General features: G+C 72.7%; 19 protein-coding genes. 13 read left to right on the top strand and 6 right to left on the bottom strand.

Going from position 1 to position 14,482, the window contains the following annotated elements; translation table 11 throughout:
• The first annotated feature begins 25 nt into the window (after nt 1–25).
• Genes BMZ92_RS00125 through BMZ92_RS00135 form a run of 3 tightly spaced genes read left to right on the top strand, consistent with a single transcriptional unit; the run spans nt 26 to nt 3,595 of the window.
• A complete protein-coding gene (locus tag BMZ92_RS00125; protein WP_091503366.1) occupies nt 26–1,063 on the top strand; it encodes an ABC transporter substrate-binding protein in 1,038 nt (345 codons plus the stop codon).
• Nucleotides 1,060–2,571 (top strand): sugar ABC transporter ATP-binding protein, encoded by a 1,512-nt coding sequence (locus BMZ92_RS00130; RefSeq protein WP_091503368.1) that lies wholly within the window; start codon nt 1,060–1,062, stop codon nt 2,569–2,571. Before BMZ92_RS00125 ends, BMZ92_RS00130 begins: the two co-directional genes overlap by 4 nt.
• The gene (locus tag BMZ92_RS00135) at nt 2,558–3,595 is read left to right on the top strand and encodes an ABC transporter permease (protein ID WP_091503370.1); all 1,038 of its coding nucleotides are present in this window, start codon (nt 2,558–2,560) and stop codon (nt 3,593–3,595) included. Before BMZ92_RS00130 ends, BMZ92_RS00135 begins: the two co-directional genes overlap by 14 nt.
• Here the strand turns inward: BMZ92_RS00135 and rpmF are convergent.
• From rpmF to mrf, 3 genes are read right to left on the bottom strand one after another with little or no spacing between them, the layout of a single operon-like run.
• Nucleotides 3,567–3,725, bottom strand: coding sequence for a 50S ribosomal protein L32 (gene rpmF, locus BMZ92_RS00140; RefSeq protein ID WP_091503371.1), 159 nt, complete (start codon nt 3,723–3,725; stop codon nt 3,567–3,569). The two genes, BMZ92_RS00135 and rpmF, sit on opposite strands and share 29 nt — an antisense overlap.
• Entirely contained in the window at nt 3,725–3,982 is a 258-nt protein-coding gene (locus tag BMZ92_RS00145; protein WP_091503373.1) for a type B 50S ribosomal protein L31, read from the bottom strand. The genes rpmF and BMZ92_RS00145 overlap by 1 nt, the downstream gene beginning before the upstream one ends.
• Entirely contained in the window at nt 3,979–5,148 is a 1,170-nt protein-coding gene (mrf, locus tag BMZ92_RS00150) for a ribosome hibernation factor-recruiting GTPase MRF (protein ID WP_091503375.1), read from the bottom strand. The genes BMZ92_RS00145 and mrf overlap by 4 nt, the downstream gene beginning before the upstream one ends.
• 66 nt (nt 5,149–5,214) lie before the next feature.
• On the opposite strand from mrf, the gene rpmB reads away from it, so the two are divergent.
• From rpmB to cobA, 5 genes are all read left to right on the top strand, one after another.
• Nucleotides 5,215–5,451, top strand: coding sequence for a 50S ribosomal protein L28 (gene rpmB / locus BMZ92_RS00155; protein ID WP_091503376.1), 237 nt, complete (start codon nt 5,215–5,217; stop codon nt 5,449–5,451).
• Nucleotides 5,451–5,615, top strand: a complete 165-nt coding sequence (gene rpmG, locus BMZ92_RS00160; RefSeq protein WP_091503378.1) for a 50S ribosomal protein L33 — start codon at nt 5,451–5,453, stop codon at nt 5,613–5,615. Before rpmB ends, rpmG begins: the two co-directional genes overlap by 1 nt.
• Nucleotides 5,615–5,920, top strand: a complete 306-nt coding sequence (rpsN, locus tag BMZ92_RS00165) for a 30S ribosomal protein S14 (protein WP_091503380.1) — start codon at nt 5,615–5,617, stop codon at nt 5,918–5,920. Before rpmG ends, rpsN begins: the two co-directional genes overlap by 1 nt.
• 2 nt (nt 5,921–5,922) lie before the next feature.
• On the top strand, nt 5,923–6,147 hold the full coding sequence (gene rpsR, locus BMZ92_RS00170; RefSeq protein ID WP_091503381.1) for a 30S ribosomal protein S18: 225 nt from the start codon (nt 5,923–5,925) through the stop codon (nt 6,145–6,147).
• 94 nt (nt 6,148–6,241) lie between these two features.
• Nucleotides 6,242–7,456 (top strand): uroporphyrinogen-III C-methyltransferase, encoded by a 1,215-nt coding sequence (gene cobA / locus BMZ92_RS00175; protein WP_091504258.1) that lies wholly within the window; start codon nt 6,242–6,244, stop codon nt 7,454–7,456.
• Here cobA and BMZ92_RS00180 read toward each other — a convergent pair.
• The gene (locus tag BMZ92_RS00180) at nt 7,444–8,262 is read right to left on the bottom strand and encodes an alpha/beta fold hydrolase (RefSeq protein WP_091503383.1); all 819 of its coding nucleotides are present in this window, start codon (nt 8,260–8,262) and stop codon (nt 7,444–7,446) included. The two genes, cobA and BMZ92_RS00180, sit on opposite strands and share 13 nt — an antisense overlap.
• A 93-nt stretch (nt 8,263–8,355) precedes the next feature.
• On the opposite strand from BMZ92_RS00180, the gene BMZ92_RS00185 reads away from it, so the two are divergent.
• A complete protein-coding gene (locus BMZ92_RS00185) occupies nt 8,356–9,186 on the top strand; it encodes a crotonase/enoyl-CoA hydratase family protein (RefSeq protein ID WP_091503385.1) in 831 nt (276 codons plus the stop codon).
• 1 nt (nt 9,187) lies between these two features.
• Entirely contained in the window at nt 9,188–10,882 is a 1,695-nt protein-coding gene (locus tag BMZ92_RS00190) for an AMP-binding protein (RefSeq protein ID WP_091503386.1), read from the top strand.
• 7 nt (nt 10,883–10,889) lie between these two features.
• On the opposite strand, the gene BMZ92_RS00195 is transcribed toward BMZ92_RS00190, so the two are convergent.
• A complete protein-coding gene (locus BMZ92_RS00195) occupies nt 10,890–11,300 on the bottom strand; it encodes a hypothetical protein (RefSeq protein WP_245782806.1) in 411 nt (136 codons plus the stop codon).
• A 31-nt stretch (nt 11,301–11,331) separates the two neighbouring features.
• Nucleotides 11,332–11,841, bottom strand: coding sequence for a hypothetical protein (locus BMZ92_RS37920; protein ID WP_245782807.1), 510 nt, complete (start codon nt 11,839–11,841; stop codon nt 11,332–11,334).
• A 227-nt stretch (nt 11,842–12,068) separates the two neighbouring features.
• On the opposite strand from BMZ92_RS37920, the gene BMZ92_RS00205 reads away from it, so the two are divergent.
• From BMZ92_RS00205 to gcvH, 3 genes are all read left to right on the top strand, one after another.
• Entirely contained in the window at nt 12,069–12,284 is a 216-nt protein-coding gene (locus BMZ92_RS00205; RefSeq protein ID WP_091503390.1) for a hypothetical protein, read from the top strand.
• Between the two features lie 1,118 nt (nt 12,285–13,402).
• Nucleotides 13,403–13,978: a cardiolipin synthase ClsA gene (clsA, locus tag BMZ92_RS00210; RefSeq protein WP_091504260.1), complete on the top strand. Its 576-nt coding sequence runs from the start codon at nt 13,403–13,405 to the stop codon at nt 13,976–13,978.
• Between the two features lie 47 nt (nt 13,979–14,025).
• On the top strand, nt 14,026–14,409 hold the full coding sequence (gcvH, locus tag BMZ92_RS00215; RefSeq protein WP_091503392.1) for a glycine cleavage system protein GcvH: 384 nt from the start codon (nt 14,026–14,028) through the stop codon (nt 14,407–14,409).
• Nucleotides 14,410–14,482 lie beyond the last annotated feature (73 nt).

The following is a 14,482-nucleotide window of genomic DNA, read 5'->3' on the forward strand; positions in this document are numbered from 1 at the left end:
GACGAGGCGCTGGGAGGCGGAGGCGATGGCCCGGAACCGGATCCTGTTCTCGACCCCGTTGCTGGCCGCCGGAGTCGTGCTGGCGCTGGTGATCGGCCTCGTCGTCGGCAAGGCGCTCGGCGGGGGCGGCGCGCAGGGCAACGCTGGGCCGGGTAAGGCGTCGGGGCTGCGGATCGACGTGATCGTCAAGGCGACCGACTCCTCCTTCTGGCAGAGCATGTTCGCCGGGGCCCAGCGCGCGGGGGAGGACCTCGGCGTCGACGTCGGCCGTTTCGGGCCCACGTCCGAGACCGACGTGAGCGACCAGGTGCGGCTGGTGGAGAACTCGATTTCCCGTGGTGTGGACGCGATCGTGCTCGCCGCGAACTCCGAAAGCGCGCTGAACAAGGTGATCGACCGGGCCCGGCAGTCCGGCATCAAGGTCGTCACGGTCGACGGGACGGTGTCCACGCAGAACGAGGCGTTCATCGGGACGAACAACCTGCGTGCGGGGGAGCAGGCCGGGCAGCGGCTGTGCCAGCTCGTCACCGCGCAGGGCAAGACGAGCGGGCGGGTGCTGCTGGAGAACGCCGTCGCGGGCGTGCAGGCTCTCGGCGACCGCGCGAAGGGGTTCCGGCAAGGGCTCGCGGCGAGCTGCCCGCAGCTGACCGTGTGGCAGGAACGCTTCAACAACAACGACATCAACACCGCCGCCAACCAGACGAACGACGCGCTGGGCGCGGTGCCCGACCTCGTCGGGATCTTCGCGGCGAACAACATGTCCGGAAACGGCGTCGCGCGGGCCATCAAGGACACCGGCCGCGCCGCCACGCTGCCGGTGGTGGCGTTCGACTCGGACCCGCAGGAGAACGCCGCGCTGGCCGACGGCTCGATCGACACGCTCGTCGTGCAGAACCCGTACTTCTTCGGCTACCAGGGCGTCGTCGAGGCGATCGCCGCGAGCACCGGCGCGAAGGTGCCGTTGAGCCTCGACCCCGGTGCGGTGCTGGCCGACCAGGGCAACATGAACGACCCCGCCGTCAAGGACCTGCTCAACCCGCCGACCGCGCAGGCGAGCCAATGAGCGAGCCCGTCATCCGGCTTTCGGGGCTGCGCAAGGCTTTCCGCGGCGTGGTCGCGCTCGACGGCGTGTCGCTGGAGCTGCGGGCCGGCGAGGTGCACTGCCTCGCCGGGGAGAACGGCGCCGGCAAGTCCACGCTCATCCGCGTCCTCACGGGCGCGCTGCGGCGGGACGCGGGGGAGTACCTCGTGGACGGCCGGCCGATGCCGGTGACGCTCACCCCCGCCGCCGCGCGGGCCGCCGGAATCGGGGCGGTGTACCAGGAACTGAGCCTGCTGCTGGATCTGTCCGTCGCCGAGAACCTCCTCATGGGCCGGTTTCCCGCCCGCGCCGGTGTCGTCGACCGGCGGGCGCTGCGTGAACAGGCGCGCCGCAAACTCGCCCGCGTCGACCTGGATCTCGACCCCGCCACTCCGGTCGCGGCCCTGCCCGCCGCCACTCGGCAGCTGGTCGAGATCGCGAAGGTCCTCGGCGACGACCCGCGGGTGATCATCTTCGACGAGCCGACCACGGCGTTGTCCGGCGCGGAAGCCGAAGCGCTGCTGGGGCGGATCGCCGCGTTGCGGGACGAAGGCGTGGCTGTGCTCTACGTCAGCCACCGGCTCGAGGAGATGTTTGAGATCGGCGACCGCGTGACCGTGCTGCGCGACGGCACGGTCACGCGCACGGGCGCGATGGCCGACTTCAGTGAGGACACGCTGATCTCGGCGATGGTGGGCCGGACGGTCGAGGAGCTGTACCCGTCCTCGACGGACCGCGGCGAGACCGACACCCCGTTGCTGCGGGTCCGCGGGCTGCGGCCGCCGGGCAGCCCCCACGCCGTGGACCTCGATGTGTGGGCGGGGGAGATCGTCGGCATCGCGGGACTGCTCGGGGCCGGGCGCACCGAGCTGCTGCGGGCGATCTTCGGCGCGGACCAGCCCGAGGCGGGCACGGTCGAAGTCGACGGCGAACCGGTGCCGCCCGGGCGCCCGCGTGAAGCCGTCAAAGCGGGGATCGGGCTGCTGTCGGAGGACCGCAAGGAACTGGGGCTGCTGCCGGAACTGAGCATCCGCGACAACGTCTCGATCGCGAGCCTGACCTCGATCGCGTCGCGTGGCCTGCTGTCGCGGCGGCGCGAGGCCCAGCGGGTCGACGAAGTGCTCGACGGCCTGCGCCTGCGTGCCGCCTCCTACGACGAACCCGTCTCCACCCTGTCCGGCGGCAACCAGCAGAAGGTGCTGCTGGCCCGCTGGCTCGTCACCGACGTGCGGGTGCTGCTGTTCGACGAGCCGACCAAGGGCGTGGACATCGGCGCGAAGGCCGAGCTGTACACGCTGATCGGGGACCTCGCGGCACGCGGGTTCGCGATCGTCGTCGTGTCGTCGTACCTGCCGGAGCTGCTCGGCCTCGTCGACCGGATCGTGGTGCTGCGCCGCGGCCGCGTCGTCGGCGACGTGCCGGCGGCGGAGGCGAGCGAAGAGGGACTGCTGACACTGGCGAGCACCGGGAGGGCGAATGGGGCTGCGTGACCTCGTCGTCCGGGAGTCCGAAGTGGACTCCGGCACCCGCGTGCTGGGCTGGCGCGAGGCGGTCGGCCGCGAGGGCGGCGGGCTCGTCGTGCTCGTGGTCCTGTTCGGCGCGCTCGCGCTGGCGAGCCCGAACTTCCTGACGCTGGGCAACATGGAGAACCTCGCCCGGCAGTGGGCGGTGTTCGCGGTCATCCCGATCGGCCAGCTGCTGGTGATCCTGACCAAGGGCATCGACCTGTCGGTCGGCTCGGTCGTCGGGCTCACCGGCGCGGTGGCCGCGCAGCTGCTGGTGGCCGGGTTCGGAGTGCCGCTCGCGGTGCTGCTCGCCGTCGCCGCGGGCGCGCTCGTCGGTGTCGTCAACGGCGTGCTCGTGGCGTTCGCGAAGCTGCCGCCGTTCATCGTCACCCTCGGCATGATGGGCGCGGCCCGCGGGCTGGTGCTGGTGATCACCGACGCGAACACGATCCAGCCGCTGCCGGACTCCTTCGCGGCGATCGCCAACGGCACCGTGTGGGGCGTGCCGAACCTGCTGATCATCGCGGTCGTGGCGGTGGCGCTCGCGGGGTTCCTGTTGCGCCGCACGGTGTTCGGCCGCTGCGTCTACGCCGTCGGCTCCAACGCGGAGTCCGCGCGGCTGGCGGGCGTCCCGGTCGCGCGGGTCCTGGTCACCGTGTACGCGCTGTCCGGGCTGCTCGCGGGGCTGGGCGGGGTGCTGCTCGCGTCCCGGCTCAACGCCGGGGTGCCGACGATGGGCGAGGGCAACGAGCTGGACGCGATCGCCGCGTGTGTCATCGGCGGTGCCAGCCTGTTCGGCGCGAAGGGCAGCGCGCTGGGTGCGGCGGCGGGCGCGCTGATCACCTCCACCCTGAACAACGGCGGCAACCTGCTCGGGATCAACTCCTTCTACCTGCGGATCGCGATCGGCGTGCTGATCCTGCTCGCGGTCGCCTTCGACCAGCTCCAGGGCCGGCTCGGCGCCCGCGAGCAGTCCGGTGTCACCGCGCCGAGCGGTGGAAGTGGCTGACCAGCCTGCGCGGCACGAGTTTGCGCTCGCCGTTCACCACGATCGGCACCAGGTCCGGTGCGGCGGCCTTCCACTGCGAGCGGCGGGTGCGGGTGTTGCTGCGCGACGTCTTGCGCTTGGGCACGGCCATCAGGCACGCCCTCCTCGTCGTCCGTAGCGGCGGTGGAACTTCTCGACCTGCCCCGCGGTGTCCACGACCCGCCGCGAGCCGGTCCAGAACGGGTGCGAGGACGAGCTGATGTCCACCAGCACGAGCGGGTAGGTGCCGCCGTCGGACCACTCGATCGTCTTGTCGGACGTGACGGTGGACCGCGTGAGGAACGCGTCCCCGGTGGCGGTGTCCTTGAACACCACGGGGTGGTAGTCGGGGTGGATGCCGGGTTTCACGAGACTTCCTCTCCTGCGTTGACTTCGGCCCACGACCCGAACGGGTCGGGGTAGGCGTGCCAGGCGTCCGGCCCGGCCGCCAGTTCTTCGTCGGTGAGCAGCGCGCCGCGCAGTGCGCCCGACACCTCCTCGGGCGTGGCGCGGTCGGTGACGACGACGAGTTCCTGCGCGCGGTCGCCGAACTCGGGGTCCCAGCGCAGTGAGGCGAGCGCGCGGCGTTCCGGCGACACGTCCTCCCACGCGGGTCCTTCCGTGGCGGCGAGCCACGGCCCGGCGTCCCCGACCCCAAGCCCACCGCCCGCGGACTCGATCCACAGCGCCCGCTCGGGCTGGCTGGCCACCCACGCGCGTCCCCGCGTGCGCACCACGCCGTCGAGCAGGACGTCGATCGCCTCGTGCAGGCGGGCGGGGTGGAACGGGCGCCGCGCGGTGAACAGCAGGACCGCGATGCCGCAGTCGGGGTGCAGGGGAGGCTCGCCGCGCAGCAACGGGCCGTGCATGTCGGTGACCTCGCCGCGGCGCGCGTCCGGCGGCACGGCGGGCAGCGGTTCGCCCAGCTCGACGCGCAGCGCCGCCGGGGCGACGCGGTCGAGCACAGCGGCGGTGCGCATCGCCTGCCACGTGTCGGCCGGCGTGCCGGACAGCACGAGCACGTCGGCGAACTCGACCTGGGACAACGCGACCTGCGCGACCGTGCGCTCGTCCTCGGGGCTGGCCTGCCGGCCGCGCTCGGCGAGCGTGTCGTCGCCGGTGGCGTCGTCGAGCCAGCTCGCCCGGTCCACGGTGGCGCAGACGGCCTCGATCTCGACGAACTCGCTCACCGTGCGGTCGCCGACCAGCACGTTCTCGATGGCCCAGCACACCGGCTCCGGCTCCATGGACTCGTCGAGCCGGACCACGATCCGGTCCACCTCCGGCATCCCGGCGAGGCGCCGCAGCAGCGGCAGCAGGTCCTCGCGCAGCGTGCAGGACACGCAGCCGTGCGCCAGTTCCAGCGTGACCGTCTCGTCGCGGTGGCCGAGGCGCAGGCGCCTGCGCACCACGCCCGAGGTGATCTCCCGCAGGTTGTGGTGCACCAGCGCGGTGCCGGGGCGGTGGAGCTGGTCGGCCAGCCGCGCGTTGGCGGCCGGGTCCAGTCCGGCGATCAAGGTCACGGGGGTGCGCATCGGGAAGGTTTCCACGCCCGTGTACGTTAGATGAAAATGAAAACCGATGCCAACTAGGGGTGTGGGATGAGCAAGGTCTGCCAGGTCACCGGCAGCAGGCCCGGTTACGGCAAGCAGGTGTCGCACTCGCACCGGCGCACCTCGCGCCGCTGGGAGCCGAACCTGCAGAACCGGCGGTACTGGCTGCCGGGCGAGAACCGCTGGGTGCGGCTGCGCGTGTCCGCGCAGGGCATCAAGACGATCGACAAGCGCGGCATCGAAGCCGTTGTCGCGGAACTGAAGGCCAAGGGAGTGAAGCTGTAATGGCGAAGAACGACGTCCGCCCCGTCATCAAGCTGCGGTCCACCGCGGGCACCGGCTACACCTACGTGACCCGCAAGAACCGGCGCAACGACCCCGACCGGATGGTCATCCGCAAGTACGACCCGGTCGCCCGGCAGCACGTCGAGTTCCGGGAAGAGCGCTGATGGCGAAGCAATCGAAGATCGCGAAGGACGCGCAGCGGCGCGTCGTGGTCGCGCGGTACGCGGAGCGGCGGGCGGAGCTGAAGGAGACGATCCGCTCGCCGCGGTCCACCCCGGAGGAGCGGGCCGCGGCGGTGTCGGCGCTGCAGGCGCTGCCGCGGGACGCCAGCCCGGTGCGGCTGCGCAACCGCGACGCCGCCGACGGCCGGCCGCGCGGCTACTTCCGCAAGTTCGGGCTGTCCCGGGTGCGGCTGCGGGAGATGGCGCACCGCGGTGAGCTGCCGGGCGTGTCGAAGGCGAGCTGGTGAGCATGCGCACGCCACGCCCGCTCAAGCGGAAGCGGAACCTGCTGCACGCCGCCGGCCTGTCCGAAGTGGACTGGAAGGACACCGAGCTGCTGCGGAAGTTCATCTCCGACCGGGGGAAGATCCGCTCCCGGCGCGTCACGGGACTGACGCCGCAGCAGCAGCGCCAGGTCGCGACGGCGATCAAGACCGCCAGGGAGATGGCACTGCTGCCCTACAGCACCCGGTGACAGCGGTCCCGAAGTGCCGGAGCCAGTACGGAGTTGCTCACACTCGCCCGGCCTGACCTCGTGGTCCGGCGGCGGTGCCGTCATGATGGTGGCCATGTCCGAAGACCACTACCTCGTCGGCCTCGACCTCACCGGGCGGCGCGTCGTCCTGGTGGGCGGCGGCACCGTCGCCCAGCGCCGCCTGCCCCGGCTGATCGGGGCGGGAGCCGCCGTCGAGGTCGTCTCGCCCTCCACCACCGCGGCGGTGGGGGCGATGGCCGACGCGGGCGAGGTGGTCTGGCACCGCCGCCGCTACGCCGACGGCGACCTCGACGGCGCCTGGTACGCGCTGGCCTGCACCGACGACCCCGAGGTCAACGCCGCCGTCTGCGCCGAGGCCGAGCGGCGCCGCATCTTCTGCGTGCGGGCCGACAACGGCGCCGAGGGCACCGCCGTCACCGCCGCCTCGGGCCGCCACGAGGGCCTGGTCGTCGGCGTGCTCTCCGGCGGCCAGCCGCTGCGGTCGGCGGCCGTCCGCGACAACATCGTCGAGGCCCTGCACAGCGGCGTGATCGCCGACTCCGTGCCGCGCCAGGACGGCGAGCTGCCCGGGGTGGCGCTCGTCGGCGGCGGCCCCGGCGACCCCGAGCTGATCACCGTCAAGGGGCGGCGCCTGCTGGCGCGCGCCGACGTGGTGGTGACCGACCGGCTCGGCCCCCGCGAGCTGCTCGACGAGCTGCGCCCCGACGTGGAGATCGTCGACGCGGCCAAGATCCCGTACGGCCGCGCGGCCAGCCAGGACTTCATCAACCAGACGCTGGTCGAGCACGCCAAGGCGGGCAAGTTCGTGGTGCGCCTCAAGGGGGGCGACCCCTACCTGTTCGGCCGGGGCTTCGAGGAGCTGCTCGCGTGCGCCGAGGCGGGGGTCCCCGTCACCGTCGTCCCCGGGATCACCAGCGCCTTCTCCGTGCCCGCCGTCGCCGGGGTGCCCGTCACCCACCGCGGAGTCGCGCACGAGGTCGTCGTGGTGTCCGGGCACGTCCCGCCGGGCCACGAGACGTCGCTGACCGACTGGGACGCGCTCGGCAGGCTGCGCGGCACGATCGTGCTCATGATGGGCGTGGACAAGCTCGACCGGTTCGCCGACGCGCTGCTCGCCGCGGGGCGGCCCGGCGACACGCCCGTCGCGATCATCCAGGACGGCACCATGCCCACCCAGCGCATCACGAGGTCCACTTTGGACTCCGTTGCGGCCGACGCGAAGGCCGCCGGGGTGCGCCCGCCCGCGGTGACCGTGATCGGACCCGTTGCGGGGCTTCAGGGTTCGTAGCGGCGCCGCACGAAGTCCACGATCACCTCGGTCAGCCGGTCCGGGTCGAAGCGCAGCTCCACCGGGCTGCGGGCCTGTGCGAACTCCGCGTCCGGCAGGTCGGCGGCGAGCGTGTCCGCGTCACCGAAGGGGTGGATCGGATCGCGCTGGTGGCCGATCACGAGCGCGGGCGGGGAAATGGTGCGCCGCACCGCTTTCGGCGGCGCGATCCGTCCGAAGAGGACACCGTGCAGCAACGCGGCCATCGACGCCGGACGCTGCTCGAGCGTGTCGGTCACGACGTCGACCCACTGGCTGCCGTGCGGCACCAGTCCGGCCAGCCCGGCCACCCCGGCGACGGTGAACGGCAGGAACCGCGCGGCGAACAGCAGCGGCGCGAACGTCAGCAGCCCCGCGACGATCGCGTTGTCCAGCACCGGCATCTCCACCACCAGCCCGCGCGTCCGCTCCGGCGCCACCACGCCGACCTCCAGCGCGACGTTCGCCCCCAGCGACGTCCCGCCGACCACCGCGCGGTCGATCTCCAGGTGGTCCAGCAACGCGAGCACCTGCAACCCGAACGCGGGCATCGAGTACCGCCACGACTCGGTCGGCCGGTCGGACTCGCCGTGCCCCAGCAGGTCGAGCGTGATCGTGCGGAACCCTTCGGCGGCGAGCCTGCGGGCGAGCGGGGCGTGCATGCGGCGGGTGAACATGATCCCGTGCGTCAGCACGACCACGCGGTCGCCCTGGCCGTACTCGGTGTAGGCCAGCCGGTGCCCTTCGAAGGTGAAGGACCCGGCGAGCTCCAGCTGGTGCGGGGTCATGTCCCCAGGAAACCACGAGGATGCGCCAAGATGGCCAGCCCCTCTCCCGACCACCACCCCTCATCGACACGCTCCGCGTGGCACTCTCTACCTATGAGTAACTTCGCCGACCTCGTGTCGCTCCGCGTCGACCGCTCCGGCGCCGTGGCCGAGGTGACCCTCCTGGGACCCTCCAAAGGCAACGCGATGGGCCCCGACTTCTGGCGCGAGCTGCCGCTGGTGTTCCGCGCGCTCGACGAGGACCCGCAGGTCCGGGCGATCGTGCTGACCGGCAGCGGGCGCAACTTCTCCTACGGGCTCGACCTGCCCGCGATGATGGGCAGCTGGGCGCCGCTGCTGTCCGGGGACAGCCTCGCCGGCCCGCGCACGGAGTTCCTGAAGGAGATCAGGAAGCTGCAGGACTCGGTCACCGCGGTCGCCGAATGCCGCACCCCCATCGTCGCCGCGGTCGCGGGCTGGTGCATCGGCGGCGGCGTGGACGTCATCTCCGCCGCCGACGTGCGCCTGGCCAGCGCGGACGCGAAGTTCAGCGTGCGCGAGACCAAGGTCGCGATCGTCGCCGACCTGGGCAGCCTGCAGCGGCTCGCCGGGATTATCGGCGAGGGCCACCTGCGTGAGCTGGCGTTGACCGGCAAGGACATCGACGCCGCGCGTGCCGAGAAGATCGGCCTGGTCAACGACGTGTACGCCGATCAGGAGGCCGTGCTCGCCGCCGCGCGCGAGCTGGCCGGGGAGATCGCCGCCAACCCGCCGCTGGTCGTGCAGGGCGTCAAGGACGTGCTCGCGATCAACACGCGGCAACGGGTCGAAGACGGGTTACGGTACGTCTCGGCGTGGAACGCCGCCTTCCTGCCCAGCAAGGACCTGGGTGAGGCGGTGCAGGCGTTCATGGAGCGGCGGAAGCCGGAGTTCAAGGGAGAATAGGGTGAGCAGCGACGCTTTCCGGCAGGCACGGGACTACCTCCTGGCGCACCGCGAGGACTACGACACCGCGTACCGCGAGTTCACCTGGCCCGAGCTGAGCGAGTTCAACTGGGCGCTCGACTGGTTCGACGTCATCGCCCGCGACGAGGCCAACGCCCAGCGGTACGCGCTGTGGATCGTCGAGGAGGACGGCTCGGAGGGCCGCTGGACGTTCCCCGAGCTGGCGGAGCGGTCCAACCGCGTGGCGAACTGGCTCCGCGGGCACGGCGTGCGCCGGGGGGACCGGCTGATCCTCATGCTGGGCAACCAGGTCGAGCTGTGGGAGACCATCCTCGCGGCGATCAAGCTGGGTGCGGTGATCATCCCGGCCTCCACCCTGCTCGGGCCGGACGACCTGCGTGACCGCGTGGACCGCGGCGCGGCGAAGCACGTCGTGGTGCGCTCGGCGGACGTGCCGAAGTTCGCCGACGTGAGCGGCGACTACACCCGCATCGCGGTGGGGGAGCCCGCGCAGGGCTGGCTGTCCTTCGCCGACGCGTACGCCGCGCCCGCCGAGTTCGAGGCCGACGGCGTCACGGCCGCCACCGACCCGCTGCTGCTGTACTTCACGTCGGGCACGACCGCGAAGCCCAAGCTCGTGCAGCACACGCACGTCTCGTACCCGGTGGGGCACCTGTCCACGATGTACTGGATCGGGCTCGAGCCGGGCGACGTGCACCTCAACATCTCGTCGCCGGGCTGGGCGAAGCACGCGTGGAGCAACGTCTTCGCGCCCTGGAACGCCGAGGCCACGGTGTTCATCTACAACTACCAGCGGTTCGACGCGAGCGCGCTGATGGCGCAGATGGACCGCTGCGGCGTGACCAGCTTCTGCGCCCCGCCGACCGTGTGGCGCATGCTCATCCAGGCCGACCTCACCGCGCTGAAGACCCCGCCGCGCAAGGTGGTCGGCGCGGGGGAGCCGCTCAACCCCGAGGTCATCGAGCAGGTGTCGAAGGCGTGGGGCGTGACCATCCGGGACGGCTTCGGGCAGACCGAGAGCAGCGTCCAGGTCGCCAACACCCCCGGTCAGCCGGTCAAGGCGGGCTCGATGGGCCGCCCGCTGCCCGGGTTCGCGGTCGCGCTCGTCGACCCGGTGACGGGGGAGCGGGCGCGGGAGGGCGAGATCTGCCTCGACCTCGCGAAGCGTCCCGTGGGCCTGATGACCGGGTACGCCGACGACGAGGAGCGCACGCAGAAGGCGTTCGCGAACGGCTTCTACCACACCGGCGACGTGGGTTCGGTCGACGAGGACGGCTACATCACCTACGTCGGCCGCACCGACGACGTGTTCAAGGCGTCGGACTACCGGATCTCGCCCTTCGAGCTGGAAAGCGTGCTGCTGGAGCACGAGGCGGTCGCCGAAGCCGCCGTCGTGCCGGCGCCGGACCCGATCCGGCTCGCCGTGCCGAAGGCGTACGTCGTGCTCGCCGCGGGCCACGCCCCGGACGCGGCGACGGCGGAGAGCATCCTCGCGTTCTGCCGCGAGCACCTCGCGCCGTACAAGCGGATCCGGCGGCTGGAGTTCACCGACCTGCCGAAGACGATCTCGGGCAAGATCCGCCGCGTCGAGCTGCGCGGCCAGGAGGAGAAGCGGGGCGACGGCCGCCCGGACGGCGAGTTCCGCGAGGAGGACTTCCCCGGCCTGAAGGGCTGAGCGGCGGTCAGCGGGCGGGCTCGGCGGCCACCTCGCGACCGTCCTCGGTCGAGCAGGTGGCGGTGACGACCGAGCCCGGCTCGCTGCCGCAGGTCCACGGCTCGATCGCGATCGGCCCCGCGCCGTCGGGGCTGGCCGCGGCGGCCGGGGTCACGCGCGCGAAGTACTGCGTCAGGAGCGTGACGGCCTCGGCGCACTCGACGGCACCCTCGCGGATGATCACCTTCGCCTGCGTGCCGTCGGCCGACGGGACGGTGCCGCACTGGACGTCCTCGGCCGGCGGACTGGCGAGCACGGCCTGGGCCTCGCCGCCGCCGGAGGGCGGGGCAGGCGGGGCTTCCTGGCCGCCACACGCACTGAGCGTGAACAGGCACACCGCGACAGATCCGGTCGAGCGAAGCACAAACTTTCCGGACACGGGGAGTTTCCTTGAAGGGGAGTGGGAAGGGCTACTCGCTCGCCACACCGGCGAACACGGTCTTGTCCTGCTTGCTGCAGGTGGTGCCACCCTGCGCGGCGGGCGGGCCGGAGACGCACAGCCAGCCGTCGACGGTGGCGCTCGCGGGCTGGTTCGAACCCGCGGGCTGCTTGCCCGCGAGCTGTTCCTGGAAGCGGCGGACCAGGTCGGTCGCCTCGGCGCAGGGCACGGTGGAGTCCGGCAGCACCTGCAGCCGCAGGCCGCTCGCGGCGGTGACGGCGCCACACGCCCCGTCGGCTTCGGCTTTCGGCTGCGCTTCGGCGCTCGGCTGGGCTTCGGCGTTCGGCTGGGCTTCGGGCGGGGCGCTGCCCGTGGTCTCGGGCGCGGCGCTTCCGGCGGTGGGCGGGGGAGTGCTGGTGGCGGGCGCGGGGATCGGCTTCGGCGTGGCGACCTGGCCCGCCGGCTCGTCGCCGCCCGCGGCGCAGCCCGCGGTGAGCAGCAGCAGGGCGGCCGCGGCGAACCAGCGGCTCGAAGCACCCATCCCGGCCTCCTCCTGATCTTCGGCAGCGGAAGGCTACCCGGACCGGGAGCCGGACGCCCGCCGCCCGCACGACCCTCCACAGTAGACGGTCACGCAGCGTTCTTTTTGACCACCGGAGCGGGTGAATCCACCCCGGGTGGCTAACATCACGGCGCTCGCGGGCGACGTTCTGGATGTGCCTGTCCCCGCAGGCGCCCTCCCCCCGAGAGATCCGAGCACTGAGAGCGATGAGCACCGACACAGCTTCAGACAGCGAGACAGAGTCCACCGACGAACCGCCGACCACGCCTTGCACGGTGGTGTGGAGCCAGGGGCGCCCGTACGTGCTGGAGCCCGGCACCGGAAACCCCCGCTGGGTCGGCAGGGACAACCGGGGCCGCCCCCTCGCCCTCACCGGCGCGGACCTGCGCCGCCGAGGCTGGAGCTACCACCGCGCCAGCTGACCCCGGCTGGGGTGGCGGTGCGGTCCGGCAGGTGCCGGTGGATGCCGGTGGAGCTGGCCCGGCAGGGCTCGGCCGGTCCCGGAGGGGCTGATTCGGCAGGGACCGACGGCGGTCGGAGGACCCGCCCCGGCAGGCCTGCCGCGAGTACAGGACCTGCCCCCGGCAGGGCTCGGCCGGTCGCGGAGGAGCTGATTCGGTAGGGCCCAGCGCCGGTCGGATGACCTGCCCAGGCAGGCCTGCCGCGAGTACAGGACCTGCCCCCGGCAGGGCTTGGCCGGTGCTGGAGAAGCTGATTCGGCAGGCCCCGGCGGCGGTCGGAGGACCCGCCCCGGCAGGCCTGCCGCGGGTACCGGAGGTGCTTACTCGGCGCACCCCGCGAGGCATTGGAGGAGTTGCCGTGGGCTGGTCTGCCGCCAGGCACCGGAGTAACTGATCCGATCGACCCGGCGGCGCCGCCCGTTTTGGCACCGGCGGTTCCCAACGGAGTTGGCCCGGCGGGGCGTCCGCGGACCTGCCCCGGCACGCCTGCCGCCAGGCACGTGAGGACCTGCCCGGTAGGCCCGGCGGCGCGGCCCGCCGGGCATCGGATCGTCCTGTCTGCCGGATAGGGTGACCTGGTGAGCGACCCCAGCCCGGAAAGCCGTCCCGCGGAGCACCCTCTTGCGGACGGCCCGACCCCCGCCTCCACCGGCGAGGCCCCCACGGCCGCCACGAACGGCGCCGCCCCGGAACGGTCCCGGACCGGCATCCCGGCCGCCTCTCGCATCGACGCGTCTCGCGGGGAGGCCTCCCGGGACGGCGCGACCCCAGGCGAGATGGCGCTTCCCGCGGCCGCCACCGCGCCGCCCACGCCCGGCGGCGGAACGGCCGCCGCCTCCGGCGGAACGGCTCCCGCCTCCGCCGAACCCCCGGCCGCTCCCGGTGGCAAGGCCCCCACGGCCTCCGGCGGAACGGCCCTCGCATCCGCCGAACCCCCAGCCGCTTCCGGCAGCCCAACCCGCGCCGCCTCTGCCGCCGAACCCCCGGCCGGATCGCCGCCCGCCTCGGGCACCGGAACCCCCGCCGCCCCCGCCGCCTCCGGCGCTGAAGCGCCCGCAACCCCGACCGCCACCCCCTCCCTGCTGCGCCAGGCGCTCAACATCCCCAACCTCCTCTCCCTCCTGCGCCTGGCCGGCGTCCCCGTCTTCCTGTGGCTGCTGCTCGGCCCCCGGGAGGACGGCTGGGCCCTGGCGCTGCTGGTGTTCAGCGCCCTCACCGACTGGCTCGACGGCAAGCTCGCCCGCTGGCTGAACCAGATGAGCCGCCTCGGGCAGTTGCTCGATCCCGCCGCCGACCGGCTCTACATCGCCGCCACGCTGGTCGCCTTCCTGGTCCGCGGCATCGTGCCCTGGTGGGTCGTCGCGCCGCTCGTGCTGCGGGAACTGGTCGTGGGCGTCTGCCTGGTCGTCCTGCGCCGCCACGGGTTCCTGCCGCCCGACGTCACCTACGCCGGCAAGGCCGCGACCTTCGTGCTGATGTACGCCTTCCCCCTCCTGCTGCTCACGCAGGGGGGCTCCGCCGTGGCCGCCGTCGCCCGCCCGTTCGCCTACGCGTTCACCGCCTGGGGCTGCGTGCTCTACCTGTGGTCGGGGGCGCTGTACGTGATCCAGACGATCTCGGCGGTCCGGGGTGCCGCCCGCACACCCGTGATGTAAGACTTCGCGCGAGATCCGCGCAGTGAAGGCACGAAAGGGGACCGCAGTTGTCCGCTCCAGAAGAGTTGCGCTACACCGAGGAGCACGAGTGGGTGGCCAGCGCCGCCGGTGACTCGGTCCGGGTGGGGATCACCGAGTTCGCGCAGGACCAGCTCGGCGACGTGGTGTTCGTCGAGCTGCCCGAGGTGGGCAAGCAGGTCAGCGCGGGCGACGTGTTCGGCGAGGTGGAGTCCACCAAGAGCGTCTCGGAGCTGTACGCGCCGCTCGACGGGGAGGTCGCGGCCGTCAACGACGCCGTTGTCGAGTCCCCCGAGCTGATCAACAGCGACCCCTACGGCGAGGGCTGGCTCATCGAGCTCAAGGTCGCCGATCCGGCCACCGTCGAAGGCCTGCTCGACGCCGACGCCTACCAGGCGCTGACCGCCGGATAACGCCCGGGACTTGGGGGAGCCCCAGCGCCTGCGACCGATCAGACACGGTACGTTGGCAGCACACGTTCTTCCG

This window comes from Amycolatopsis sacchari (assembly GCF_900114035.1).
GTDB lineage: Bacteria > Actinomycetota > Actinomycetes > Mycobacteriales > Pseudonocardiaceae > Amycolatopsis_E > Amycolatopsis_E sacchari.